Below are 26,187 nucleotides of genomic sequence, written 5' to 3' on the forward strand. Positions count from 1 at the left end.
ACAGGAACAATTATGAAGTTGCAAGCAGAAAATAACGCAATCAAGTCCAAGCTTGCACCAACCGATCAATCATCTGAGGTTAAGACTGATGAAACAGTACATGCCAGGCTTGGCTGGTGGATTGTACTGGTCGGTGTAGGAGGGTTTGTTTTATGGGCGTTCTTTGCACCATTGGATAAGGGTGTGCCATTATCTGGTACAGTCACAGTGGACACCAACCGCAAAGCTGTGCAACATCGCACTGGCGGAATTATCGATGAGATTTATGTCAAGGAAGGCGATCACGTAGAAGCCGGCCAGGTGCTGGCGCGTATGAATGATGTTCAAGTCATGGCGCAAGCGGAAATAACACGCGCACAACTCATTACTGCACGCACCATGCAAGCGCGTCTGATCGCAGAACGCGATGAAAAAAACGTCATCCAATACCCGGATAATTTACTTGCTGCTCAGGATGATCCTCGCATCAGCAATAACATCTTGACGCAAAATCAATTGTTTAATTCACGTCAACTTGCCATGCAGCATGAAATGGCCGCGCTGGATGAAAATGTCGCGGGTTTGACAGTCCAACTCCGTGGCCTCGAAGCTTCCAGAAGCAGCAAAAAACAACAACTTGTATTTCTACAAGAACAACTGACCAGTTTGCGGGAACTAGCCAAAGACGGTTTTGTACCGCGTAACCGAGTGCTTGATCTGGAACGCACCCATGTGCAGTTAAATGGTGAAATCTCTGCTGAAACGGGTGAAATCGGGCGTATTCAACGCCAGATAGCCGAATTAAAACAGCGACGGATACAGCGTTTCCAGGAGCATCAAAAAGAAGTGCGTCAGCAGCTATCCGATATTCAACGCGAAGTAGATTCACTCAGCAGCCAGCTCATCGGGCAGGAATTTGAACTGGCCAATGTGCTGGTAAAAGCACCTGTTGAAGGTATTGTTGTCGGCATGAACGTTTTCACGCAAGGCGGTGTTATTTCACCAGGATTTCGTTTAATGGATATCGTACCCAGTGATGATCCTTTGATGATTACTGGACGTGTACCAGTGCATTTGATCGACAAGGTACACCCCGGCCTTCATGTCGATCTGATTTTCTCAGCTTTTAATCAGAACATAACACCCAATATACCGGGTGAGGTTCTGCAGGTCTCTGCAGACAGACTTACCGATGAACGTACAGAAGAGCCTTATTATCAGTTAAGAGTCAGAGTGACTCCAGAAGGAATGCAACTACTTACCCACCATCAAGTGCGGGCGGGGATGCCTGTTGAGATTTTTGTTAAAACAGGCGAACGTTCTCTGATGAATTATCTGTTCAAGCCAATTCTTGACCGCCTCCACGCATCTATGAGTGAAGAATAAATGGCATTTACACGCATTTGTCACAAAACAGCATCCGTATTGTTATTCTCCGTCCTGATCAATTCTGCGCAGGCATTGAGTCTTCTGGATGCTTACGAGTCCGCACTGGAACATGACCCGGTCTATCGATCGGCCATACATGAAAATGAGGCCGGACAACAAACTGAAGCAATCAACTTTGCCGGTTTGCTGCCTAATTTATCCATCACTCATACACAAAGCGAAAATACGGGTACACGCACATTTTCGGGCCAACCATCAGCTCCTTTAAATTTTAGCAGTCAGGTAAGTTCGCTGTCTTTACGCCAACCACTACTGAATATGGAAGCCGTGGCAAGCTATCGTCAGGGCCAAGCCGATGCGAATTCCAGTCGTGCCAGGTTTTCCGGACAAAGCCAACAGCTTGTCGTCCGATTGGTTGAAGCTTATTTCGAAACATTGTTGGCACAAGACCATCTGAAGTTTGCGCAAACGCAACTGGATTCGCTTGAAGAACTCAAAAATGTCAATGAGCAGATGTTGCTAAGAGGCGAAGGCACCACAACCGACGTACTGGAAACACAATCCAAACATGCACTGGCGCAAGCACGTATCATCGAAGCGCAAGACGAGCTCGATGTTGCACAACTGAAGCTTGAATCCATCACTGGCAGACAATTCACACAATTACATCGATTGTCAGACTATTTTCAGGTAAATACAATCCATTTGCCTGATTTTGAAGACTGGCGGGCCCTCGCCCTTGATCGCAATGCCGAACTGGTGACACAAAGGCACATTCTCCGATCCAGCAAGGAAGAAATACGTAAAAGCCACGCAGGCCATGCGCCACGCGTGGATCTTGTGGCCAGCATCAGTAGAAACAAGTCTGCATCATTTGTTACTGCCAATCAAGATGTTGAACTGGCTTCAATTGGCGTAGAAGTCAATTTGCCTCTGTACGCTGGTGGTCGCGTGAATGCCATCACCAGCCAGGCAAAAGCCAATTACGCGCGCGCTGAAGCCGATCTGGACGCAATGACAGACCAGGCACTGGTCGAGCTACGCAAACAATACCAGCTTGTAATCAGTAGTGTTCGACGCATAGAATCTTTAGAGCTAGCTGTAAAATCAGCGAAATTGCTGGTACATGCTACCAAGAAAAGTATACAAGGCGGAATTCGTATCAATCTGGACCTGCTGGATGCGCAGCAGCAATTGTTTCAGTCTCAACTACACCTGGCAGAAGCAAAGTATAATTTCCTGCTTGCATACCTGCGATTAAACTTGACCGCAGGTACGCTGGTACTCGAAGACTTGAGAAAAATCGCCTCTTATTTCATACCCGGCAATTCTTTAACTGAATAATCAGTGTGTATCAACAGGCAATGCGTTTTTTAATGCATTCTGGTAGGCCATTTTTGCAGTGCTTGCTATTGCCAGCCTCGCTTTCAATTGTGCGATCTCATTTTCTACAACACGCAAATTGGTGATTTGCGCCTTTGCTTCATCGCTGAGAGAAGACAGCAAATATTCGTGGCCATCAATCATTATCTTTTGTTCTGTATCAGTCATTTTTATCCTTAAGATTAATTTGTCGAAATATTACAATTTATCATAATCAATCATAATGTTACACACCGGAGACAAGCTCAAGCAGATACAGCTCATAGCCAATTAAGAAACCGTAGCCTGATAGCAGCATATATTTCAGATGCCTGACCCTCATTTTGTAGAAAACCTTCACATTATGGTGAATTACCAACATGATCAGCGCCAAAGAGGTCAGTGCCATTTTAACTGCAATAAATTTCTCTACGCTATCATCAATCAAAATTGCCATGAACCAGTTAAGTTCATCACCGCCTTGTGCAAGTATTTTTAATGTAAAAACCGCATCGCAAATGCTCAAAACAAGAATACCCACAACACACAACATCAAACGATCGGTATAAAGGTCTACATAAGCAGCATTCCATCTTCCTTCACTGCTACGCCGTTCATCCATTCTTCTACCCTGCTTAATACCTAAATGATAGGCACAGAAAAACGGAACTTCTCGACGCCGATCCTGAACCCGCAAATCGTAAGTTATAGCCATTTTTGATAACCTCTCTTCTATAAACTGCAAGTTTTAGCAAAATAGATGTATTAGAAATAGAATTGCGTTTTGCATCTATTATAACCTGTCACCTGCTGATTGAATCTTCAATTTTCATTGACGATCTGGCCTGGATGCAACACCCGGTACGAAAAGATTGCCCTGCGGCGCGTCCTGAACGCGGGTTTTCACTTTATAAATTTCAATCTTTGAAAAATTTCGTCAAATCGACCTGACAGCCTACATCTGTTCATCCTATAAAGGTTTTGCGGCTTAGCAAATTGAACAACAGTACAATTGATTTTTATTTGCTGTAGAATTAAACGGGCCTATTTGAAGCTTATATCGCTTATTCCAAATCACATGAATTCCAAACATTCCGTATTACCCCAGTTTTTTTATCTGACCATGCTGTTCATGCTGTTCTTGTTAACAGCCTGTGGATTCAAACTGCGCGGACAGATTTCAACCTTGCCGTTTGAAACGTTATACATTGCCGCGCCACCTGGCCATACCATCGGATCGGACTTGAGACGCGCCGTTGACGCTACAACCACGACACAAATTGTTGACTCGATTGAAGAAGCTGAGGCTGTTTTACAGGTACTCAATGCAAGCAACGAAAGAAGAATTCTGTCGCTTTCTGGCGGCGGTCGTGTGCGTGAGTTTGAATTGATTTTCAAAATAACCACACGACTGGTTGACAATAAAGGTATTGAGATAATGCCGCAAAATCAAATTACTCTGATGCGGATCCTGCCGTTTCTAGATGCACAAATCCTGGCGAAAGAAGCCGAAGAGCAGATGCTGTATCAGGATATGCAGGCGGATGCCGTGCAGCAGATTATCTGGCGTTTATCAACTATTCGAGAGTCACAGGCAGAGTCGAATACTAATCCGGTCAATTGATCATGAAACATGCGGATAAAAGCGGAACAACTTCATCAACAGCTGCATAGTCAACTCGCGCCGCTTTATACGATTTTTGGTCATGAGCCACTGCTCGTGATTGAAGCTGCCGATTTAATCCGTAAGTGCGCCCGCCAACAGGGCTTCAGCGAGCATGAAATTTTCACTGTCGATCATCACTTCCGCTGGTCTGATATCTTATATGCAGGCGGTAATCTTTCGCTGTTTGGCGATCGAAAAATACTCGATATTCGCATCCCATCTGGAAAACCCGGCAGAGAAGGCAGCAAAACAATTGAATCTTATTGTCTGACGTTACCTCAGAATACCGTAACGCTGATTACATTGCCCAAAATGGACAAACAAAGCCAGTCAACCAAATGGTTCAAGGTAATCGAACATACTGGGGTTATGGTGCCGATTTATCCGGTAACCCGCGCACAGTTGCCAGCATGGATCAAACAGCGCCTCGGATTACAACAACAAACTGCTGATTCAAACAGCCTGCAATTTATAGCAGACAACGTTGAAGGCAACCTCCTGGCTGCCCACCATGAAGTCCAAAAGCTTGCACTGCTTTATCCGCAAGGTTCGCTGACTTTTGAGCAGGTTAAAAACGCGATTCTGGACGTGGCCCGCTACGATGTCTACCAATTATCCGAAGCCATGGCAGCCTTCGATCCAAATCGTTATACCCGCATACTGACAGGTTTACAGGGTGAAGGTACTGCACCACCATTGATCCTTGCAGCATTGGCCGAACAAATTCGCCAGTTGATCTTTCTACGAAAGGGGCTGGATAGAGGTATACCGCCCGCGCAACTACTGAAATCAGCGCGCATATGGGGAGACCGACAAAAAACTGCTATCTCGGCAGCCAGGCGCATTTCGGTCGGGCGATTATTGCAAGGCCTCATTCATGCCGCAAAAATAGACCGGATCAATAAAGGCGCGCTAAAAGGAAATACGGCGGACATCTGGCATGAATTGCTGCAGCTGGGACTGAACATTATCTCAAGACAATCCATCGTTTCTAACAATCAACGTTAGCATATAGGCATGCGCTTAATGTAACGAATATTCGACCAGATACAGTCAACAGTAAAAGCTCAGGGCCTGCCGTAGCTGGACTGTGATCGAAGATACTCTCTGATTCAAATGATAAAAATTCATGTCACCCGCCTGGCGCAATACTGAATTATAATCAACGTGAACCGCGTGCGTAATTACCCACCACCCATTGATGGCTTTTATGTCAGATGCACACGAGATAGCCCATAATGTTGAAGCCCTGGTAACAAACCCACAATAACAATAATATATGGCGTCTCAGGATTATAGCCTCGATAAACTGACTAATGGGTACTGGATAATGATATTGCGATTTATGGTTTTGACCACCAGACACCGGGTTGGAGTAAGTCAAGACAGGTTGTAGGTATTCAACAAAAATCAGGCGGGCGTTCCGATATCCAACAAAAACTATGCTCTTTCTTTGAACGCAGACTCAAGTAATAACTTCAATTTCGCAACAAACAAATCTACTTGCAGCGGCAACTTGAGGGAAAACTGGACGCCAAAGCAAGAACAGGAATACCGGCCTCTATGGACACACCTGCCATATTGTAAATAAAGCGAAAAATAAGTTTTGTCGAATATTCCACATGGTGGCTACAGACAGTGTCTATAGCATATTAAAATTCGGTATATACATGTAAATAAAAGTATTTATTCGTCAAGTACGCTAAAGTGCGAAGGGATAAACGGGCACTGATACAAACAGCTCAAAAACACATGCTGAGCACACGTGGTTTATAGACATCTACATCTTATAGAGGCGGCAACAATCTGTACCCTGTTACCACCTCTGTTGATAGTAGTGTGCTATCTAATGCTTAATGACACGTCCCGTCATTTTATCTTCAGCGCCAGATTGTATCGAAGCTGCTGAAGCTGATAATGCGGATGGGACGGATTGTGGTTTATGCTCCAGTGCAATGTTCAACACTTGATCAATCCATTTCACCGGTTTGATAATCAACTGACTTTTGATGTTGTCAGGAATATCCACCAGATCTTTGACATTTTTATCTGGAATAATCACTTTTTTAATACCACCACGGTGTGCCGCCAGCAGTTTTTCTTTCAGCCCGCCAATGGGTAACACCTCGCCACGCAACGTAATTTCACCGGTCATTGCCACATCCGACCTGACAGCAATATCAGTAAGGACCGATACCATAGCTACACAAATACCAATGCCCGCGCTTGGGCCGTCTTTAGGCGTAGCGCCTTCCGGTAAGTGTATATGGATGTCTTTTTTCTGATAAAAATCGTCCGGTATACCCAGAAGATGTGCTCGACTGCGCACAACCGAAAAAGCTGCCTGTATAGATTCCTGCATAACCTCACCCAGCTTTCCGGTAGTTATCGTTTTTCCTTTGCCAGGCAAAATAACCGACTCTATAGTCAATAGTTCTCCACCGACTTCGGTCCACGCCAATCCGGTAACTTGGCCAACCTGATTCTCTTTCTCGGCTACGCCGTAAGAGAAACGACGCACACCCAGATATTTATCAAGATTACGCGATGTGACAGAAACTTTTCCTTTCTCTTTTTCAACCAACAGTGTCTTGACTGCTTTTCTGCAGACTTTGGAAATTTCCCGTTCCAAGGAACGGACACCCGATTCTCTTGAGTAGTAGCGGATAATATCTTTCAGCGCAGCATCAGAGAGCACTAATTCGCTTTTCTTCAGGCCATGATTTTTCAATTGTTTTGGTAATAAATATTTTGCTGCAATATTTAGTTTTTCATCTTCAGTATAACCAGACAATTGAATCACTTCCAACCGGTCAAGCAGTGCAGGTGGTATGTTCAGCGAATTGGCTGTTGCGACAAACATCACTTCCGACAAATCATATTCAACCTCGACATAATGATCGACAAAGGTATGATTTTGCTCAGGATCAAGCACCTCTAATAATGCCGAAGAGGGATCTCCGCGAAAATCCATTCCCATTTTATCGACCTCGTCCAGCAGAAATAATGGGTTTTTTACGCCCACTTTGGTCATATTGTGCAGAATTTTACCTGGCATCGAACCTATATAGGTTTTACGGTGTCCGCGTATTTCAGCTTCATCTCTGACACCCCCTAATGCCATACGCACAAATTTCCTGTTTACCGCCCGCGCAACGGATTGCCCCAGAGATGTTTTGCCTACACCTGGCGGCCCTACCAGACAAAGTATCGGGGCTTTCATTTTGTCAACACGTTGCTGGACAGCCAGATATTCAATAATCCTTTCTTTTACTTTCTCCAAACCGTAATGATCTTCATTCAAAACAGCTTCTGCACTTTCAAGATCTTTGCTGATTTTACTTTTTTTCTTCCATGGCAAACCTACCAGCGTATCAATGTAATTACGTACAACAGTTGCTTCAGCAGACATCGGCGACATCAGGCGCAATTTTCTAAGTTCAGATTCTGCTCTCTCACGCGCTTCTTTAGGCATCTGGGCAGCCTTAATTTTTCGTTCGATTTCCTCCAGATCCGCACCGTCTTCACCTTCGCCCAATTCTTTCTGAATGGCTTTGACTTGTTCATTTAGATAGTAGTCACGTTGACTTTTCTCCATTTGACGCTTTACCCTGCCGCGAATACGCTTTTCAACCTGAAGTATGTCCAATTCGGTTTCAAGTAAGCCCAGCAAATGTTCCAGTCGTTTTGTCACATCAAATATTTCCAGAACTTCCTGTTTTTGCTCAAGCTTCAAGGGAAGATAAGCAGCAATTGTATCGGCCAGGCGGCCTGCTTCATCTATTCCACCTAAAGAAGTAATGATTTCAGGTGGAATTTTTTTGTTGAGCTTTACATATTGATCAAACTGAGTCATTAATGCACGCCGCATGGCTTCTGATTCCGGATTGTCATCCAATTCCTGTTGAATTTGTACAGCTTTTCCATCAAAATGACTATCAGAATCTATGAACTCCAGAATGCGCGCGCGATGATTTCCTTCAACCAGTACTTTCACTGTCCCATCCGGCAATTTCAACATTTGCAGAATATTGGCAACGCTGCACACTTCGTACATGTCTTCGGGCTCAGGCTCATCCTTGGACGCTATTTTCTGCGCTACCAGCAGAATATTTTTGTTTGACTCCATTGCAAGCTCAAGTGCTTTAATAGATTTTTGTCGTCCAACGAATAACGGAATCACCATGTGCGGAAAAACGACCACGTCCCGAAGCGGGAGAAGTGGCAGTAACATTTGTTCGGAATCATCAATTAAGGTAGTCATATCGGCTCAATTTTTAAAGTTAAGTTGTTGCTCGTATAGATGAGTATATGGTCGCTCATCGAAATCTCAAGTCTAATATACAGTAACAGATATCCACTTGGTAAATAACAAGAACAAGAGTGTTTTTTCTATTTGATTCAAATCTTTAAAAGATTACTGAAGGTTTTTTTGCACTTGATTAATAAGGTTCGTTTTAATCTGGTGCAGTGGATGCCATCCCTTTATTGTTCAATAACAAAGGGATTAGAAAGGAAGAAATAAAGAAAAATGACGCATCAATTCATAATGCCGCATAAAGAAGTGATGCGTAATCCATGTAAATCAATGGCTACTAACTGGAAGTTTTGGCAACTTTCTGTTCATCTGAATAAATCAGAATAGGTTTGATGTCCTCATTCACTGAGTTATAGTCAATCACGACTTTTGTAACATTTTCCAATGATGGGAGATCATACATAATATCCAGTAGAATATCTTCCATGATAGAACGCAAACCACGCGCACCAGTCTTGCGTGACAAAGCTTTTCCGGCTATCGCTCTGAGTGCTGCTTCACGGAACTCCAAATCTACGCCACCTTCCATGTTAAACATTTTCCAATATTGCTTAACCAGTGCATTTTTCGGTTCGGTTAAAATTTGAACCAAGGCATCTTCATTCAATTCTTCAAGTGTTGCTACAACTGGCAAACGTCCTACAAATTCCGGGATTAAACCGAATTTAACCAGATCCTCGGGTTCCACACCCTGCAGTACCTTATTGATATCTTTACGATTACGACTTTTTACATCGGCACCAAATCCAATGCCACCTTTCTCAGAACGTGCACGTATAACTTTATCGAGACCATCAAATGCACCGCCACAAATAAATAGTATATTCGTGGTGTCAACTTGTACAAACTCCTGGTTTGGATGTTTACGCCCACCTTGAGGAGGAACCATCGCAGTTGTGCCTTCAATCAACTTCAGCAATGCTTGTTGCACACCTTCTCCAGAAACATCGCGCGTAATTGAAGGATTATCTGACTTACGTGATATCTTATCAATTTCATCAATATATACGATACCACGTTGCGCTTTCTCTGCGTCATAATTACACTTTTGAAGCAACTTCTGAATAATATTTTCAACGTCTTCGCCAACATAACCAGCCTCGGTCAGCGCTGTAGCATCAGCCATGATAAAAGGCACATCCAGCAACCGCGCCAGTGTTTGAGCCAATAATGTTTTACCTGAACCTGTCGGGCCAATCAGCAGGATATTACTTTTGGAAAGTTCTATATCATCGTCATCGTTCACTTTCGCCAGGCTCTTCAGACGTTTGTAGTGATTATAGACAGCAACCGACAGTATTTTTTTTGCAGATTCCTGGCCGATGACATATTGATTCAGCGTCTGACTGATCTCATGAGGCACGGGCAAGTTGGATTTAACCAGTTTGGTCGCTTCATCACCCTGCATTTCTTCACGAATGATGTCATTACAGAGTTCTATACACTCATCACATATAAAAACTGAAGGACCAGCTATCAGTTTTCTGACTTCATGCTGACTTTTACCGCAAAAAGAACAGTAAAGCAGTTTCTCACTATTAGTTTTGTCTGGCATATATATTTATCCTGGCATCATTTATGTTTATGGCATTTGTTAAAAAATAAAATTTAGTTTATACATTGATCATACAACTTAATCAGCAGTTTCATCTCGGTGCGTTAACACAGCATCAACCAATCCATATTTGACTGACTCTTCAGCACTCAGAAAGTTATCCCGATCAGTATCTTTTTCTATCTCCGATACAGGTTGGCCAGTATGCTTCGCCATAAGTTCATTTAATCGCGATCTTAGATACAATATTTCTTTGGCATGAATTTCTATATCCGACGCCTGGCCCTGGAAACCGCCGAGAGGCTGATGAATCATGACACGAGAATTAGGCAGGCAATAACGTTTTCCTTTGGCCCCGGCCGTCAACAACATGGCACCCATACTCGCAGCTTGCCCAATGCACAACGTACTGATATCTGATTTAATGTATTGCATTGTATCGTAAATAGCAAGTCCAGCAGACACCACTCCGCCGGGAGAATTGATATACAAATGAATATCTTTTTCTGCATTTTCAGATTCCAGGAACAGCAATTGCGCAACTACAAGATTGGCAGATGTTTCATTAACAGGGCCAATCAGAAAAATAACCCTTTCCTTTAATAAGCGTGAATAAATATCATACGCACGCTCTCCTCGCCCGCTTGTTTCTATTACCATTGGGATCAGACCCAGGTTACTTGGTTCCATATCACGCTGCCATTCGAGTTCAACTGTCATATCAGGCTACTCCCATCAATTCGTCAAAAGTCACAGATTTCTCAACCACACTTACCTGTTGCAGAACCCATTGCACAACATTTTCCTCCAGTGCCAGTGACTCCGCATCCTGCAAACGTTCTTTAGAAGCGTAATGCCATTTAACAACTTCTTCCGGATTGTCGTAGCTTTGCGCTGTATCCTCTATGACCTTACGTATCTGCTCGGGTGTTGCTTTTAAGTTATGTACTTTCAACAATTCTGCCAAAATGAGCCCCAGTTTTATTCGGTGCTCAGCTTTACTTTTAAATATCTCTGGTTTCAACTGCATATCTTTTGCATTCATACCGCGCGAAGCAAAATCTTTATGCATATTTTCTATTAATCGTTCTATTTCCTTATTGACCAGAGCATTAGGCGCATCGATGGACGTGGTGTCCATTAAACAGCGCATGGCCTGTTCTTTCAGTCTGGAGTTAATCCGTTTTAAAACTTCACGTTCCAGGTCATGGCGTATGCCGTCACGCATTTTATCCAGATCGCCATCTTGAATGCCCAACAGCTTGGCAAATTCCTCATTAACTTCAGGCAAAACTGGTGATTCAACAAGTTTCAGTTTCACTTCAAAAACAACCGATTTTCCAGCAACTTCCTTACCGTGATAGTCTTCCGGAAACACAACATCAAAAGATTTTTCTTCGCCAGCGTTCAGGCCCACGAGCGCCGCCTCAAAATCTTTCATAAATTTCCCCTCACCCACAATCAGAACCACATCTTCAGCCTTACCACCCTCGAAATCATTGCCGTCCAGTTTGCCATGATAATCTAATTTGACGCGATCCCCATCCATAACCGCGTGCTCTGATTCTTGAAATTGAGCCTGTTGCTTACGAATCATTTCGATTGTTTTATCGACATCATCCGTACTGACCTGAGTCTTTGGTTTTTCTACTGTTTGTTGACTCAGATCGCCTAACACAATTTCGGGATATATCTCAAACTGAGCACTGAATGCAATTTGCTCCGGATCTTCATTATCCTGTTTCGCTTCATACCGCGGATAGCCGACAACTTGCAGATCATGCTCTTTGACAGCTTCACTGAATTCTCTCTGTAACGCATCTCCGAGTACTTCTTGTTCGATCTCTGCACCATATCGTTGTGATACCAGTTTTAACGGAACCTTGCCAGGGCGAAAACCGTGCATCTTGGTCTTCTTTGCCAGTTGTTTCAGGCGTTTATTTACTTCATCCTGTATTTGATCCTGTGAAATTGATATATCTATACGACGCTCCAATGCACCGAGACTTTCTACATTTGATCGCATTAAAATTCCTGATTAAATGACAATATAATAAATTGAATTGTTAAAAACTTTACTAAACTCTAATCATATGCGCATATGATTTTTTACTGCTCTATTTTCAAAAAATTTTCGACAGAATCTGATGCCGAATCCATGCAGTATTGATGGTGCGAAAGGGGGGACTCGAACCCCCACACCTTGCGGCGCCAGAACCTAAATCTGGTGCGTCTACCAATTCCGCCACTTTCGCCTCGTTCTACTTTATCATCGACTCAACTCAATGATTATACCCGTTTATTCCATGATGAGCACTCATTGCTGCGCCTGGCACAAAATAACGTCTCCGCTTATTTTTCCGCTATCCGGCCCCATCAAGAATAAGTAAACAGGCATTAAATCATCTGGTTGCAGCAATGCCTGCTTGACTTCACCGGGATGTGTTTTGGCTCGCTGTGGCGTATTTACCACGCCCGGAATTAACGCATTGATCCGCAAATTGGGCAGCGCTTCCCATTCATCCGCCTGCATTTTAACCCACGCTTCAACTCCCGCCTTAGCAACCGCGAATCCGCCCCAGTAAGCTGTTGGTTTATGGCCCTGCATACTTGTCGTCATGATGACACTGGCATCCGGCGCAGCTTTCAATAACCCCAGACATGCTTTTGTTAATACAAATGGCGCCATCAGATTAACTCTTAACAGCGTTTGCCATTGTTCAAGCGTCTGATTTTCTATAGGACTCGGCCCATAAAGAAAAGCAGCATTATGCAAAATCCCATCCAGACGCCCCAATTGTTCAGCAATCGCATGCGCAAAAGTCAAAAAATCATTTTCTGTGGCTTTCTCAAAATCCAGCGGATAGATAACGGGTTGCGTTTTACCAAGTGCGTCAATTTCATCATATACACGTTCAAGTTTTTTTACATTTCGACCATGAAGAATGACAATCGCGCCATGTTTTGCATATGCTATTGCCGCCGCACGCCCTAATCCTTGCCCGGCGCCGGTCACAAGAATCACACGATTCTGCAGCAAATTTTCAGGTGGTGAATAATCTTTATATTTATTCATAGAAAGGAATGTAACATGTATCAATCATAACAAAAAACGAATAAGGAACAGGATTCGCATGATATTCACACAATCAATTCAAATTTCAAGCTTAAAAAAAAGCAACAACCCTCTAAAAAGAGAGCTGTTGCTTATCTGAACCAGAAAGCTTGGCGCTATGCGCGCCATTGCATTTGGGCTTTTATTACATATCCATACCACCCATGCCGCCCATGCCACCCATGCCACCCATGCCACCCATGCCAGCACCGGCAGATTCATCTTTTGGCAACTCAGCAACCATTGCATCGGTTGTCAGCATCAAGCTGGCAACTGAAGCCGCATTCTGGAGTGCTGAACGCGTTACTTTGGTTGGATCCAACACACCACTTTCTACCATATCACCATATTCACCGGTAGCAGCGTTGTAACCGTAATTGCCTTTACCTTCGACAACCTTGTTGACAACCACTGAAGGCTCATCGCCACAATTAGTTACAATTTGACGCAACGGTTCTTCCAGTGCACGAATCACAATTTTTATGCCTGCATCCTGATCATGATTGTCGCCTTTCAATTTTTGCACGGCAGGAATGGTGCGCAGCAAGGCAACGCCTCCACCTGGAATCACTCCCTCTTCAACAGCTGCTCGAGTTGCATGCAAGGCATCTTCTACGCGTGCTTTTTTCTCTTTCATCTCTACTTCTGTCGCGGCACCTACTTTAATCAAGGCAACGCCACCCGCCAGTTTGGCTACGCGTTCTTGCAGTTTTTCCTTGTCATAATCGCTGGTCGCTTCTTCTATTTGCGCACGGATTTGTTTAACCCGGCCCTCAATATTAGCAGCCTCGCCTGCACCATCGATGATGGTGGTATCTTCCTTGCCTACTTCTACACGTTTAGCCTCGCCAAGGTTATCCAGCGTTACTTTCTCAAGCGACAGACCGACTTCTTCAGCAATAACTGTGCCACCGGTAAGAATCGCAATATCTTCCAGCATGGCTTTACGGCGATCGCCAAAACCAGGCGCTTTTACAGCGCAGGTTTTCAAAATGCCGCGAATATTGTTAACCACCAGTGTTGCCAGCGCTTCACCTTCAATATCTTCCGCGATAATCAATAATGGTCTGCTGGCTTTAGCAACCTGCTCCAATACCGGAAGCAAATCGCGTATATTGGTGATTTTTTTATCATGCAACAGGATATAAGGATTCTCAAGCAAAGCAATTTGTTTTTCAGCGCTGCTTACAAAATAGGGAGACAGATAACCGCGGTCAAATTGCATACCTTCAACCACTTCCAGTTCATTTTGCAGTCCGGACCCGTCTTCAACGGTGATCACACCTTCCTTCCCAACCTTATCCATTGCATCAGCAATAATTTTACCGATTTCATTATCCGAGTTTGCGGATATACTACCAACTTGAGCGATTTCCTTTGCGGTCGCACAAGGCTTTGACATTTTTCTGAGTTCTTCAACAGTAGCGATTACTGCTTTATCAATACCCCGTTTCAGATCCATCGGATTCATGCCTGCAGCAACGTATCTCAGTCCTTCCTTCACGATCGACTGCGCCAACACAGTTGCTGTCGTGGTACCGTCACCAGCCACGTCCGATGTCTTGCTCGATACTTCTTTGAGCATCTGTGCGCCCATATTCTCGAATTTGTCTCTCAGCTCGATTTCTTTGGCAACTGAAACACCATCCTTGGTAATTGTCGGCGCACCGTATGAACGATCCAGCACCACATTGCGGCCCTTTGGTCCCAGCGTCACTTTTACAGCGTCGGCCAGAATGTTCACTCCATCCATCATTTTATGGCGCGCCACATCTCCAAATTTCACTTCTTTTGCTGACATAATCTTATTTCTCCTAATTCTTTAAAATATTGTTTTGCAAGTCAATTGATTCGGTTCATTCAGACTGACTAACCTTCAATCACGCCCATAATGTCTTCTTCTCGCATCACTAAAAGTTCTTCACCCTCAACTTTGACTGTTTGCCCGGAATACTTGCCGAACAATACTTTGTCGCCCACTTTGACTTCCAATGCACGCACCTTTCCATCGTCACCCGCCTTACCTTTACCAACGGCCAGGATTTCGCCTTGATCTGGCTTTTCAGTAGCGCTATCTGGAATCACGATACCAGATGCTGTCTTACGCTCTTCTTCCAGCCGTTTGACGATCACGCGGTCATGTAATGGACGAATTTTCATGCTTTTGTCTCCTATTAAATAAAAAATTTAAAGCTATAACTATATGGAATAATTTGTTTATCAATTGATAAGCAATCCTGACAAACTCAAGATTCTGAGAATACCGAACGGTGTTAGCACTCGCCATCAATGAGTGCTAACAATAATAAGGGCTATGATTGAGAATTTCAAGACCATGCGCAATAAAAATTTTTAAGACTCTTTTTAATGCCCATAAAACTGTAGAAAACGAGAAACTCAATAAAGCGAGTGCAAGGCGGTCTGTTGGCGTCTGTTTACCACCGTCAACCGACTATTTATTTGGTTCTTTTAAATTCCTTTCAGCCTATCGAGTGCTAGCAAGGCAGATGGCATGACTTGCTATTCGATAATTCCATAATGCGCATTATTATTTTTTAAAATGAGTGTGCAATGACACTCATAGTTCACTCGATTTCCGCGTAGCAGCACGTTCTTTGTTTGTTTGTCTGGCTGTCTGAATATTCAAGCCAGAAAAGCACCAGCATATGATCGCTGGCCTGATCGTTGCCACACCAATGGCGCAACAGATTAAAACTGTTATACAAACGTTTCAGCTGGCGCGGATTATGTGCGGTAGTTTAGATGTTGTCACTAAACAAACGATATTCCAATCCCGACATGCAAGCAGCACACAGACTCTGCACATGTTCGCGTTGATTTTTTTTGCATGGATCAAAAATACTCTATCACGTTGTAAGTGGCAGCACCTGCAGCTCACAACCCGCGGCAAACTCCGCTACTGCTTCACGGTCTCGCTCAGCCAATTTGCACAGTCGGCTGATTAGTTCGCTGCGGTCGATATTGGATTTATCAGATTCAATATTTTTTGCGGACATGATTCATTTGCATTGTGGTTAACAATACTGGACAGAACAGTATGCATTATGTCAGTGTAATTGATGAATGCTCAAACCCGCTTATCCACTTGACTGGAAAGCTGCCTGAAATCGGTTTACCATCCCTGACATATCTTTAGTCTATTTAAGCTGTTCGTCTGATCATTAACGTTCAACATTTATACATCATTTTATTTTCAACTCGATACACAATTATGACCACTACCACATCTAAAATTTCTACAATATCTCCATTTCAGCAACGCAGCCTGGATGCTGTCTGGCATCCCTGCACGCAAATGAAACAACATGAAACTTTTCCACTGGTACCGATTGTGCGCGGCAAGGGTGTCTGGCTATATGATGCGGATGATAACGGCTATCTCGATGCAATCGGCTCGTGGTGGGTGAATTTGTTCGGGCATACCCACCCGGTGATTAATGCGGCAATCAAGGATCAACTCGATAAAATTGAACATGTCATGTTGGCCGGTTTTACGCATGAGCCAGTGATCGCCTTGTCCGAGCGCCTGAAAGCCATCACCCCCGGCAATCTTGGGCATTGTTTTTACGCCAGCGACGGCGCATCAGCGACCGAAATCGCCCTGAAAATGAGCTTTCATTACTGGCAGCTTGCCGGCAAATCCGATAAAACGCATTTCGTCAGCCTGCAAAACGATTATCATGGTGAAACACTGGGTGCATTATCCGTAACCGATGTGGCCATTTTTAAAAAAACCTATGCGCCACTGCTACGACCCTGCACGCATGTCATGACGCCGGACTGGCGCTATGCCAATGAAGGCCAATCTGCCGAGAGCCATGCATTACGGGCCGCCGCTGCGCTTGAAGAGCACCTGGCTGAACATCATGCAAAAACAGCGGCACTCATTATTGAACCGCTTATTCAGGGCGCGATGGGCATGGGCATGTATCATCCGGTTTATCTGAAACGCGCACGAGAAATATGCGATCGATACCAAGTGCATTTGATCGCCGATGAAATAGCCGTTGGCTTCGGTCGCACCGGTACCATGTTTGCCTGTGAACAGGCCAAAATAACGCCTGATTTTTTATGTCTGGCCAAAGGTTTGAGCGGTGGTTACCTACCGCTCTCAGTTGTATTGACAACCGATACCGTATATCAGGGCTTTTATCATGATCAATCGGCACATGCTTTCCTGCACTCGCATACGCATACCGGCAACGCACTAGCCTGCCGTGCCGCACTGGCGGTGCTGGACATTTTTGAGCAGGACAACATACTTGAAACCAATCAAGTCAAGGCAAAGTATCTTAACGATGCCGCCACTGGCCTTTTGTCTCACCCTAAGGTTGTGAATTTCCGCAACTGCGGCATGATCTGGGCATTTGAGGTTGAAACGAAAGATCTTCAATTTTCACACAAATTTTTCCAGGCTGGGCTGAAACAACGATTATTGCTTCGTCCACTTGGAAATACAGTTTATTTTATGCCGCCTTATATCATCACTGAAGAAGAAATTGATTTACTCGTCAACGGTACGTTGCATATACTCAACACACTTTAATAACTCCAATAATCTGACTACACTTTTTATTATGCAACTGACTTTTTTAGGTGCCGCGGGCGAGGTGACAGGATCATGCTATCTGCTTGAAACAGCGGATACGCGTATTTTAATTGATTGCGGGATGTTTCAGGGCGGACGCGAAGCAGACGGAAAAAACCGTACGGCATTCAATTTTGATCCGGAAACAATCGACTTCGTTTTGCTCACACATGCGCATATCGATCACTCCGGTCTATTGCCCAGATTAAGCGTCTGGGGTTTCAGAGGACCGGTCTATGCAACATCGGCAACAAATGATTTACTGCATGTGATGCTCAAGGACAGCGCCCATATTCAGGAAAAGGAAACCGAATGGCGCAACAAAAAACGGGGAGCACAGCGCAAGCACAGTTCACTGCAGGAATATGCACCACTGTACACTGTCGCCCAAGCGGAAAATTTTCTCAGGCAACTGAAAAATGTAGAATACGACACTGAAATTTCGCCACATGCTTCAGTCCGTTGCGTTTTCCGGGATGCCGGCCACATTCTGGGTTCGGCTATCATTGAACTCTGGATCAGCAGCGGCACAAAAACCAGGAAAATCGTCTTCTCCGGAGACCTCGGACAACCGGGCCATCCAATCGTACGTGATCCGGCGCCAATCCATCATGCAGATATACTGCTGGTCGAGTCGACCTATGGCAACCGACTGCATCGCAACATGTCCGACACTCTAGACGAGCTGGTTTATGCGATTAACAACACGCTCATCGATAAGGGCGGCAACATCATTATTCCGGCTTTTACTGTAGGCCGCACGCAGGACATGCTGTTTTTGCTGATCGACCTGCATCGCGCTGGCAGGTTGGGCGAAATGGATATTTACGTAGATTCACCGATGGCGCTGGCAGCTACGGACATTACCACGAAACATATCGCGCTACTCGATAAGGAGACCCGGGAGGCAATGCAATGGATGGATACGAATGACAAAAAACCGCGTATTCATTTTGTTCAAGACGTAGAAGAATCGATGCGCCTCAATACAATCAAGCATGGCGCGATCATTATTTCCGCCAGCGGCATGTGCGATGCGGGACGCATCAAACACCACCTCAAATACAATCTCAGTCGCCCGGAATGCAGTATCATTATCACCGGTTTCCAAGCGGCAAGAACTATGGGAAGGCGTTTGGTCGACGGCGCAAAAATCGTCAAGATATTTGGACAGGATACTCCTGTCAGGGCGGATATTTATACGATTGGCGGGTTATCTGCACATGCCGATCAGAAAGCGCTGCTAAACTGGCTCAGTCATTTCAAGTCCGCACCAGAGAAAACTTTTGTGGTGCATGGAGAATTAAGCAATGCAAATTCCATGGCAACAGCAATTCAAGAAAAGCTGCACTGGCAGAATGTTGCCGTGCCCGAGCAAAAAACAGTTGTTGTCCTGTAAAAAACAGCGTCCATAGACAAGGCAAAATGCTGTCTGACAACCATTGCCGTCAAACCAATGATCGCCAGAGTCACGTCGATGCGATTTATAATTCGTTTAATGCGCTGTCTAATGCGCTCTTGCATTCGTCTTTCTTGCCACCCAGATCAAGCATACCCGTAGAACGCATACATTCACTATATTCGAATAGAATGTCGTTCTTTTTCTGTGCGCTTTCAACTTTGGATGAAAGCTCGGAAATCTGTCTGATCACTGCCTGAAGATCGATATTACTAATTGCTGCGCCAATCCCGTCTATGCTGACTTTGGTGTCATCCAGTCTTTGCAGGGATTCTTTATTAATTTTGTTGACGTGCTGCGCAATTGATCTGCTCGCTTTGCTGGAATAGTCCCTCAACTCATCCACATTCTGCTGGGTTATTGCAGCCAGTTTTTCTTCATAGGTACCTAGCTCGACCTGTATAAATGTATTAATATCTTTTTCAAAATTATCCAGGGTATTGTCAATTTCCTGCTTGAAGGCATTCATTTTATCCTCCAACAAATGATTCACATCCGCTTCAAGCCGTTTGACCACATCACCGGAAATTTTTTCAACGGGCGCTCTGGAATCAATAATTTCATTTTTAGCCGTGCTCACGCTCGTTTTGATATCATCCGCCAATAATCTTTGCTTGTTATCAATTTGTCTGAGCGCCTGCTTTTCATTTTCCGCCATGATCCACGAAATCACGATTAATTCTTTTTTTTCCTGCGCATCAAGTCCATCAATCACTTCATCCAACATACTGGCGGCCACTTCGCTAGAATTTAAGCTGCTGACATATCCCAGTTTGGCAGCGTCAAGAAATTCCTGCAGGCCGTCGTGTATTTCATCGATATTGGCTTGCGCTCTGGACATTTCAGTTGACTGCCGCATCAGTTCATAAGGCATGTAGACGACAAGAAGAACAAAACAAGTCACATATATCGTCCATTGCCACAGTTTTGTTTTCAGGAAACCAATGTAACCGAACAACAGAAAAATCAACAAAACCGATGGTGACAAAACAAGTGCAATCTCCTGCCAGCTTCTTTTAACCAGTTCATCAAAAGCGAACAGGTTCGAAAACTCTGCTATGTATTCATTCATTTATGACTCTCCCGATATAATCATCAAAATACTTTATCGTTTATCCTTAACCGGTTACTGGTTACTTTACTATCTCATGCGCGCTACAAGCTCCAAACAAAAACTGGCGATAAAACTAAACTGCTAAAAAAGATTATGAACGGCTGAAAGCCGACTTTCAGCGGGCACATAATGTGCCGCAAAAAAAGTAGCGTTTACAAAAAGCAAATGCACATTTCAACAGCCTGATAAGTTAGTCAATGTGTCACCCCGAAATTACAAACGTAATTGAATCTCAATGTTCGTTAACCCAGGAACAACTTATACGCCGGATTTTTACTCTCATCCCAGTAACGATAGCCGAGCTGATCCAGAAAAGCTTTAAAATCCGATTTTTCGTCCGGCGGCACCTGTATGCCGATCAAAACACGTCCGTAATCCGCTCCATGGTTACGGTAGTGAAAAAGACTGATATTCCAGTTATGACTCATCGCGTTCAGAAAATCCATCAACGCACCGGGTCGATCCGGAAATTCAAAACGATAAAGTATCTCGTTTTGAATTTCCGGCGCATGTCCGCCTACCAGATGACGTATGTGCAGCTTGGCCATTTCATTATTACTCATATCCTGTGTATTCAAACCGCTTTTTTGCAAGTCGGCGATCAGCTTTTCGGTTTCCTCGCGATTGCGTACAGAGATCCCGACAAAAACATGCGCTTCCATGGAGTCTGAATAGCGGTAATTAAATTCCGTGATACTTTTTGTACCGAGTAAATTACAAAATTTCTTGAAACTGCCCGGTTTTTCCGGAATCGTGACCGCCATAACCGCTTCGCGATGTTCACCGATTTCTGCACGCTCGGAAATATGCCGCAAGCGGTCGAAATTCATATTCGCACCGGATGCAACCCCGATCAACGTCTGATGGAGAATATTTTCCCTCTCCACATACGCCTTCATGCCTGCGATTGAAAGCGCGCCGGAAGGCTCCAGAATACTGCGGGTATCCTCAAACACATCCTTGATTGCAGCGCAAATTGCATCGGTATCCACCAGAATGACTTCATCAACCAGTTCGCGACATAAGCGAAACGTTTCCTTACCAACCTGCTTTACAGCCACACCATCGGCAAACAAACCGGCCTGCGTCAGCTTGACGCGGCGCCCGCTTTGCAATGAACGATACAGTGCATTGGCATCCACCGGCTCCACGCCGATGATTTTAATTTCAGGATAGAGTCGTTTGACATACGCAGCGATTCCGGCAATCAATCCACCGCCGCCGACCGGTACAAAAATGGCATGAATATTGCCGGTATGCTGGCGCAGGATTTCCATCCCGATGGTACCCTGTCCGGCGATTACATCCGGGTCGTCGTACGGATGAATGAAAGTTGCCTGCTGCGCCTCGGTCAGCTTTATTGCATGGTCGTAGGCGTCATTATATGAATCGCCATGCAGCACCACAGTCGCGCCGCGCGCGATCACCGCCTGTACTTTGATCTGTGGCGTAGTAACCGGCATAACGATGGTCGCGCTGCAATCCAGTTTTTTCGCTGCCAATGCAACACCTTGCGCGTGATTTCCGGCCGACGCCGCTACCACACCGCGATTGCGTACCTCGGGCGATAATTTAAGCATTTTATTGTAAGCGCCGCGCAACTTGAATGAAAAAACCTGCTGCAAATCTTCACGTTTCAGTAATACCTGATTATGAATGCGCGCTGACAGGTTTGACACATTGTCCAGCGGACTTTCTATCGCAACATCATAAACTTGTGCTGTCAGAATTCGTTCAAGGTAATTTTTTTTCATAAACGCCTAAAAACATATCAAAAAGATATTATGGGTTATTTTATTGTTAAATTATGAATATACGAATTCTATCATGGCATCTCATGATCAGAAATTCATGAGATCATTTCCCCAGCACGCCAGCGCATCAAGTATACCCAGTGCTTTGGCATTATCCACTTGTTCACTTCGCAGTATCGCAATCTGATCGAAATAACGCTCAGCATTCAAACTGTCACCACCCGTACCGTGGGTCAATCGTTCGCGGCGCAATTGATCCCATCGCAGCGCTTCATCGGGTAACAATGCCTGTGGCCAGTTGCGGGCACGGTAACGAAAAAACAATTCCGGCAATCGTTTATCGTGAAAATCAAATCGGGCTTTTGCAAGTGCCTGAGGCGTGGCGCGACGTATCTGTGTAAACAACAGCCTGTCGGCATTATCTATAAAGCCGTCATAGAGCGCGTGATCAACATCCACAGCAGGTGCATATTCTCTGCCGGTGTAAGCGCGCACGACCCGCTGTGCAAAATCGGTTTGTGTACAGCGTACTGAAAGTTTCTGCCAGTGCCGCTGACAAGCAGCCAAATCAATTTCAATATGTTCTGCAGCTCGCACAGTGAGTGTATTGCGTGGCGCAAGTGCAGGGCATTTGTTGATTTTCACCGATTTAACAGGCAAGCGTTGTTCACCATCCGACAAATCTTCGGCACGAGTAAACATAGCTCGGCCCAGTTCAGATTGATTCATATCCAGAAACCTTTCCGGGTCATGACGCAAATCATAAACCAGCACGCTGTTTGGATTATCCGATTCGGCGGCCAACGGCATCACTAATGTCGTGCAACCCGTTTTGGCAGGATACATACGTGATGTGTGCACCACTGGCGTATATTGAATGAAATCTAGCAATTCAGCCGCCCGCCGTTTATTACGCAGCTGGAAAAGCCAATTGTACAAACGCGGCTGCCGATCATACAGCAAGCGCGCCAATCCAATCGTGGCGCGCACATCGGAGAGCGCATCATGCGCAGCGCCATGACTGATGCCGTTGGCCGCAGTCAAATCTTCCAATCGAAAGCTCGGCTGTCCGCTTCCTTCGTTCTCACCACTCTGTTCTGATTCGCGCAACGGCCATTCAATTCCTTCAGGGCGCAGCGCATAGGTCATGCGCACCAGATCAATTAAATCCCAGCGCGAATTGCCATTCTGCCATTCACGTGCATACGGATCGAAAAAATTGCGATAAAGCGCATAACGTGTCACCTCATCGTCAAAACGCAAGGTATTGTAACCAACGCCACAAGTGTCCGGCTGCTCCAGTTCGGCGTGGATTCGGGCAACAAACTCGGGCTCCGGCAAACCTTTCTCATCTGCCAGTTGCGGTGTAATACCGGTGATCAAGCAGGCAACAGGTTGCGGCAAGGCATCACGTGGCGGTTTGCAGTAAATTACCAGAGGCTTGCCTATTTCATTGAACGCTTCATCCGTACGTACACCGGCAAACTGCGCAGGCCGGTCCCTTCTGGGGTCTGTGCCGAATGTCTCATAATCATGCCAGTACAAAGTTGTTGCCATTGAGGATCCGTTTCTCGCCATAAAATCAAAACTGTTTTGAAATCACATGCTAACCTATTTATAGTGATATTTTTTCAAAAACTTTATGAGGAGTACATTTTATGGCACGACAGCGCATCAGTTCCGGTTCTACATTCGAGCAGGAAATCGGCTATTCCCGTGCAGTCCGCGCAGGTGACTGGATCATGGTATCTGGCACCACCGGATTTGATTACAGCAAAATGACCATATCTGACGATCTGCTGGAACAGGCCGAACAATGCTTCCAGAATATTGATGCCGCGTTGCGGGAGGCCGGCAGCAGCCTGAAAGATGTGGTTCGTGTAACTTATGTGTTACCGAATGTGGACGACTTTCCGAAATGTTTTCCGGTGACGCGCAAATATTTTGGTGACGTTAGGCCCGCGGCTATGATGCTGAGTGCGGGATTATCCGATCCCAGGATGAAAATTGAAATTCAGGTGACCGCTTACTGCGGAGAATAAGCTTGTATAGTATGTGAGAATTATTGAAAATGGGGCTAGTTCGCATTTGCTTTCTTTACCAGCCAGACTTTTAGTTTCGCTATTGTTTGATGGATTATTAGAAAGTTTTTTAATTAATTGACCTAATGAGTCAAAGTGCAAGATGGACGAAACGCAAGAAACGAGACCTAATATCGACAGATACGTTTATGCGTTCCGTCCAATGTAACAATTTGCTTGCACAGGCGATTAATCATTGCATCCCTAGAAATACTGTATCATCAGGTAAATATAACTCGGTATAAAAATGCACAATGCGATAATGACGAGTTTTTTCATGGCTCTCAAGTCCCTCAATATTAGCAATCAAATAATAGTTATTATAGAAATTCCAAGTAAAACCCATCCTGTACTTTTTCGTCAAGTACTATCTGCAGGGTTTAATGCTTTGCGATGAATTGTCAGAGGTTTGTAACGTTCTCAGCAAGCCTGTGTTCTTTCTACCTTTTCGAAAGTGTTCATTTATGCAACATCCGATAATTCGATTCTTAACTGTCGCGCCATTATTGATTCCTCACTGTACACAAGTTGAGAAGCAGCCTGTTATGTGCATCAACGCAAGAGCCTTCTCTCGAATTTTATCGAAGTGCGTTATGTTTACTTGTCTTCATCGACAGGAGAGACGTATCCACAGCGGTTTTGCGTATGGGCTCACGAACCAGGCAGCTGAATAAAATGACAAGTACAACAAAGAAACTGATACTCCAAACTATTGCTGAGGCGGCGAGCAATATTTCACGGTATACGCTGAAATCCGCACTTATGCGCAACATGGCGGCTACTGTCATGCAAACGGTTATCACCAGAATATGCGCGATGTGTGAAGGATATTGTCTAGTGTGTAACAATGATACGCGGACCAAAACATTGCATGCAAGTGTGCCCAGCGCGCCTACTGTAATGGCATGAATTGCCGTGCCCAGATGGATATGCTCATCCAGTTTCGCCGATCCCAGCATTATCAGCCCCATTGCCAGCCAAGCGTAACCGATACTGAGGCAAATCAGGTCAGGCCGCGCCAGACAATGCCATAATTGCCAGCGAAAAAGGCGAATAGCTGCAAGCATACCGCTGGTAATGAGCAAAATGCCGGATACCGATGTGGAGACCGGCGCAAGAATGACTGCGGCAATGATTGTCACGATTAATCCGGCCTCAACTCGTGGCTGCACTCTTGCCTGAAGCTCCATGCCCTGACGGTAAAATTCACCGGCTATCGCAGGCGCCAACATACGACCTCCCATGAATAGCATAAGCAAAGCAAACAGCTGTACACTTTCACCTAACAGATAACGCGTTAATTCGTGATGGCCGGACTGGCTAATCAAGCTAACTGCAATGCTCAGTATACAAATCAGGCCGAGTAATGGCGCAAGTATGCGGTTACGCCATTTTTTTGCAACCCACAGACGTGGGAGCAACTGTTGCGCCAGTAACACGGCAAAAACAGCATTGCTGGCAAGCACAAGCCACGTCGCCATATTGGTCAACCCGGTCAGGCGCGCCAGTAACCAGAAAAACAGAAATAAAGCCAATTGCCGTCTGGGCATTGGGCCCAGTAAGTAACCGGCGATCAATGCCAACGCAAAACCGAACAACATTTCAAAAGCATGGTTCGCTGGTACTGCCAGTATTGCCGGACCATAGCCATGTCTCGCCAGCATAGTCAGTGGCATGATCAAAATGGCATAGCCGCAGGCAGCAAGAAAGAACCATTGATGCGCATAGGCTTTGGTTTCTAAGTTAATCAGGGACAGCCATTTATTTTTCAAATGAAAGATGTTTT

General features: G+C 44.9%; 21 protein-coding genes and 1 tRNA gene. 7 read left to right on the forward strand and 15 right to left on the reverse strand.

The annotated features are described in order from the left end of the window. Positions 1–12: 12 nt before the first annotated feature. Together C8R11_RS06115 and C8R11_RS06120 are read left to right on the forward strand one after the other, a co-directional pair. Entirely contained in the window at positions 13–1,365 is a 1,353-nt protein-coding gene (locus C8R11_RS06115; RefSeq protein WP_107794936.1) for an HlyD family type I secretion periplasmic adaptor subunit, read from the forward strand. Beyond that, the gene (locus tag C8R11_RS06120) at positions 1,366–2,712 is read left to right on the forward strand and encodes a TolC family outer membrane protein (protein ID WP_107794937.1); all 1,347 of its coding nucleotides are present in this window, start codon (positions 1,366–1,368) and stop codon (positions 2,710–2,712) included. Here C8R11_RS06120 and C8R11_RS06125 read toward each other — a convergent pair whose 3' ends face one another. Together C8R11_RS06125 and C8R11_RS06130 are read right to left on the reverse strand one after the other, a co-directional pair. Further along, positions 2,713–2,919 carry a DUF6447 family protein gene (locus C8R11_RS06125; RefSeq protein ID WP_090699956.1) on the reverse strand — a complete coding sequence of 69 codons (207 nt, stop codon included), beginning with the start codon at positions 2,917–2,919 and terminating at the stop codon, positions 2,713–2,715. It abuts the gene before it with no gap. 58 nt (positions 2,920–2,977) lie between these two features. Continuing rightward, positions 2,978–3,445 (reverse strand): DUF5658 family protein, encoded by a 468-nt coding sequence (locus C8R11_RS06130; protein WP_090699953.1) that lies wholly within the window; start codon positions 3,443–3,445, stop codon positions 2,978–2,980. A 363-nt stretch (positions 3,446–3,808) separates the two neighbouring features. Between C8R11_RS06130 and C8R11_RS06135 the strand changes: the two genes are divergently transcribed. Both C8R11_RS06135 and holA read left to right on the forward strand, forming a co-directional pair. Next, positions 3,809–4,354: an LPS-assembly lipoprotein LptE gene (locus C8R11_RS06135; RefSeq protein WP_107794938.1), complete on the forward strand. Its 546-nt coding sequence runs from the start codon at positions 3,809–3,811 to the stop codon at positions 4,352–4,354. A 9-nt stretch (positions 4,355–4,363) separates the two neighbouring features. Beyond that, the gene (gene holA / locus C8R11_RS06140; protein WP_107794939.1) at positions 4,364–5,404 is read left to right on the forward strand and encodes a DNA polymerase III subunit delta; all 1,041 of its coding nucleotides are present in this window, start codon (positions 4,364–4,366) and stop codon (positions 5,402–5,404) included. Between the two features lie 838 nt (positions 5,405–6,242). Here the strand turns inward: holA and lon are convergent. From lon to C8R11_RS16110, 9 genes are all read right to left on the reverse strand, one after another. Then, the gene (lon, locus tag C8R11_RS06145; RefSeq protein ID WP_107794940.1) at positions 6,243–8,660 is read right to left on the reverse strand and encodes an endopeptidase La; all 2,418 of its coding nucleotides are present in this window, start codon (positions 8,658–8,660) and stop codon (positions 6,243–6,245) included. 331 nt (positions 8,661–8,991) lie between these two features. Further along, the gene (gene clpX, locus C8R11_RS06150) at positions 8,992–10,269 is read right to left on the reverse strand and encodes an ATP-dependent Clp protease ATP-binding subunit ClpX (protein ID WP_090699944.1); all 1,278 of its coding nucleotides are present in this window, start codon (positions 10,267–10,269) and stop codon (positions 8,992–8,994) included. Between the two features lie 78 nt (positions 10,270–10,347). Continuing rightward, positions 10,348–10,989: an ATP-dependent Clp endopeptidase proteolytic subunit ClpP gene (gene clpP / locus C8R11_RS06155; protein WP_090699942.1), complete on the reverse strand. Its 642-nt coding sequence runs from the start codon at positions 10,987–10,989 to the stop codon at positions 10,348–10,350. 1 nt (position 10,990) lies between these two features. Then, positions 10,991–12,295 carry a trigger factor gene (gene tig / locus C8R11_RS06160; protein ID WP_107794941.1) on the reverse strand — a complete coding sequence of 435 codons (1,305 nt, stop codon included), beginning with the start codon at positions 12,293–12,295 and terminating at the stop codon, positions 10,991–10,993. 144 nt (positions 12,296–12,439) lie between these two features. Further along, a tRNA-Leu gene (locus C8R11_RS06165) sits at positions 12,440–12,524 on the reverse strand. Between the two features lie 62 nt (positions 12,525–12,586). Beyond that, positions 12,587–13,345, reverse strand: coding sequence for a YciK family oxidoreductase (locus C8R11_RS06170; RefSeq protein WP_107794942.1), 759 nt, complete (start codon positions 13,343–13,345; stop codon positions 12,587–12,589). Between the two features lie 184 nt (positions 13,346–13,529). After that, positions 13,530–15,185, reverse strand: coding sequence for a chaperonin GroEL (gene groL / locus C8R11_RS06175; RefSeq protein ID WP_107794943.1), 1,656 nt, complete (start codon positions 15,183–15,185; stop codon positions 13,530–13,532). Positions 15,186–15,253: 68 nt separating this feature from the next. Beyond that, positions 15,254–15,544, reverse strand: a complete 291-nt coding sequence (groES, locus tag C8R11_RS06180; protein WP_107794944.1) for a co-chaperone GroES — start codon at positions 15,542–15,544, stop codon at positions 15,254–15,256. A gap of 707 nt (positions 15,545–16,251) precedes the next feature. Beyond that, positions 16,252–16,401 carry a hypothetical protein gene (locus C8R11_RS16110; RefSeq protein ID WP_181258180.1) on the reverse strand — a complete coding sequence of 50 codons (150 nt, stop codon included), beginning with the start codon at positions 16,399–16,401 and terminating at the stop codon, positions 16,252–16,254. Positions 16,402–16,616: 215 nt separating this feature from the next. On the opposite strand from C8R11_RS16110, the gene bioA reads away from it, so the two are divergent. Both bioA and C8R11_RS06190 read left to right on the forward strand, forming a co-directional pair. Further along, positions 16,617–17,951 carry an adenosylmethionine--8-amino-7-oxononanoate transaminase gene (bioA, locus tag C8R11_RS06185; RefSeq protein WP_107794945.1) on the forward strand — a complete coding sequence of 445 codons (1,335 nt, stop codon included), beginning with the start codon at positions 16,617–16,619 and terminating at the stop codon, positions 17,949–17,951. 31 nt (positions 17,952–17,982) lie between these two features. Next, entirely contained in the window at positions 17,983–19,392 is a 1,410-nt protein-coding gene (locus tag C8R11_RS06190) for an MBL fold metallo-hydrolase RNA specificity domain-containing protein (RefSeq protein ID WP_107794946.1), read from the forward strand. Positions 19,393–19,477: 85 nt separating this feature from the next. Here the strand turns inward: C8R11_RS06190 and C8R11_RS06195 are convergent, their stop codons facing one another. The 3 genes from C8R11_RS06195 to sbcB form a co-directional block, all read right to left on the reverse strand. Further along, positions 19,478–20,524 carry a hypothetical protein gene (locus C8R11_RS06195; RefSeq protein WP_090699925.1) on the reverse strand — a complete coding sequence of 349 codons (1,047 nt, stop codon included), beginning with the start codon at positions 20,522–20,524 and terminating at the stop codon, positions 19,478–19,480. 284 nt (positions 20,525–20,808) lie between these two features. Next, a complete protein-coding gene (gene ilvA, locus C8R11_RS06200) occupies positions 20,809–22,320 on the reverse strand; it encodes a threonine ammonia-lyase, biosynthetic (RefSeq protein ID WP_107794947.1) in 1,512 nt (503 codons plus the stop codon). 87 nt (positions 22,321–22,407) lie between these two features. Continuing rightward, positions 22,408–23,877: an exodeoxyribonuclease I gene (gene sbcB / locus C8R11_RS06205; RefSeq protein WP_107794948.1), complete on the reverse strand. Its 1,470-nt coding sequence runs from the start codon at positions 23,875–23,877 to the stop codon at positions 22,408–22,410. Positions 23,878–23,978: 101 nt separating this feature from the next. Between sbcB and C8R11_RS06210 the strand changes: the two genes are divergently transcribed. Continuing rightward, positions 23,979–24,362 (forward strand): RidA family protein, encoded by a 384-nt coding sequence (locus tag C8R11_RS06210; protein WP_107794949.1) that lies wholly within the window; start codon positions 23,979–23,981, stop codon positions 24,360–24,362. Positions 24,363–24,979: 617 nt separating this feature from the next. On the opposite strand, the gene C8R11_RS06215 is transcribed toward C8R11_RS06210, so the two are convergent. Then, positions 24,980–26,173, reverse strand: coding sequence for an NnrS family protein (locus C8R11_RS06215; protein ID WP_244907569.1), 1,194 nt, complete (start codon positions 26,171–26,173; stop codon positions 24,980–24,982). Positions 26,174–26,187 lie beyond the last annotated feature (14 nt).

The organism is Nitrosomonas aestuarii (assembly GCF_003046585.1).
Taxonomy (GTDB): domain Bacteria; phylum Pseudomonadota; class Gammaproteobacteria; order Burkholderiales; family Nitrosomonadaceae; genus Nitrosomonas; species Nitrosomonas aestuarii.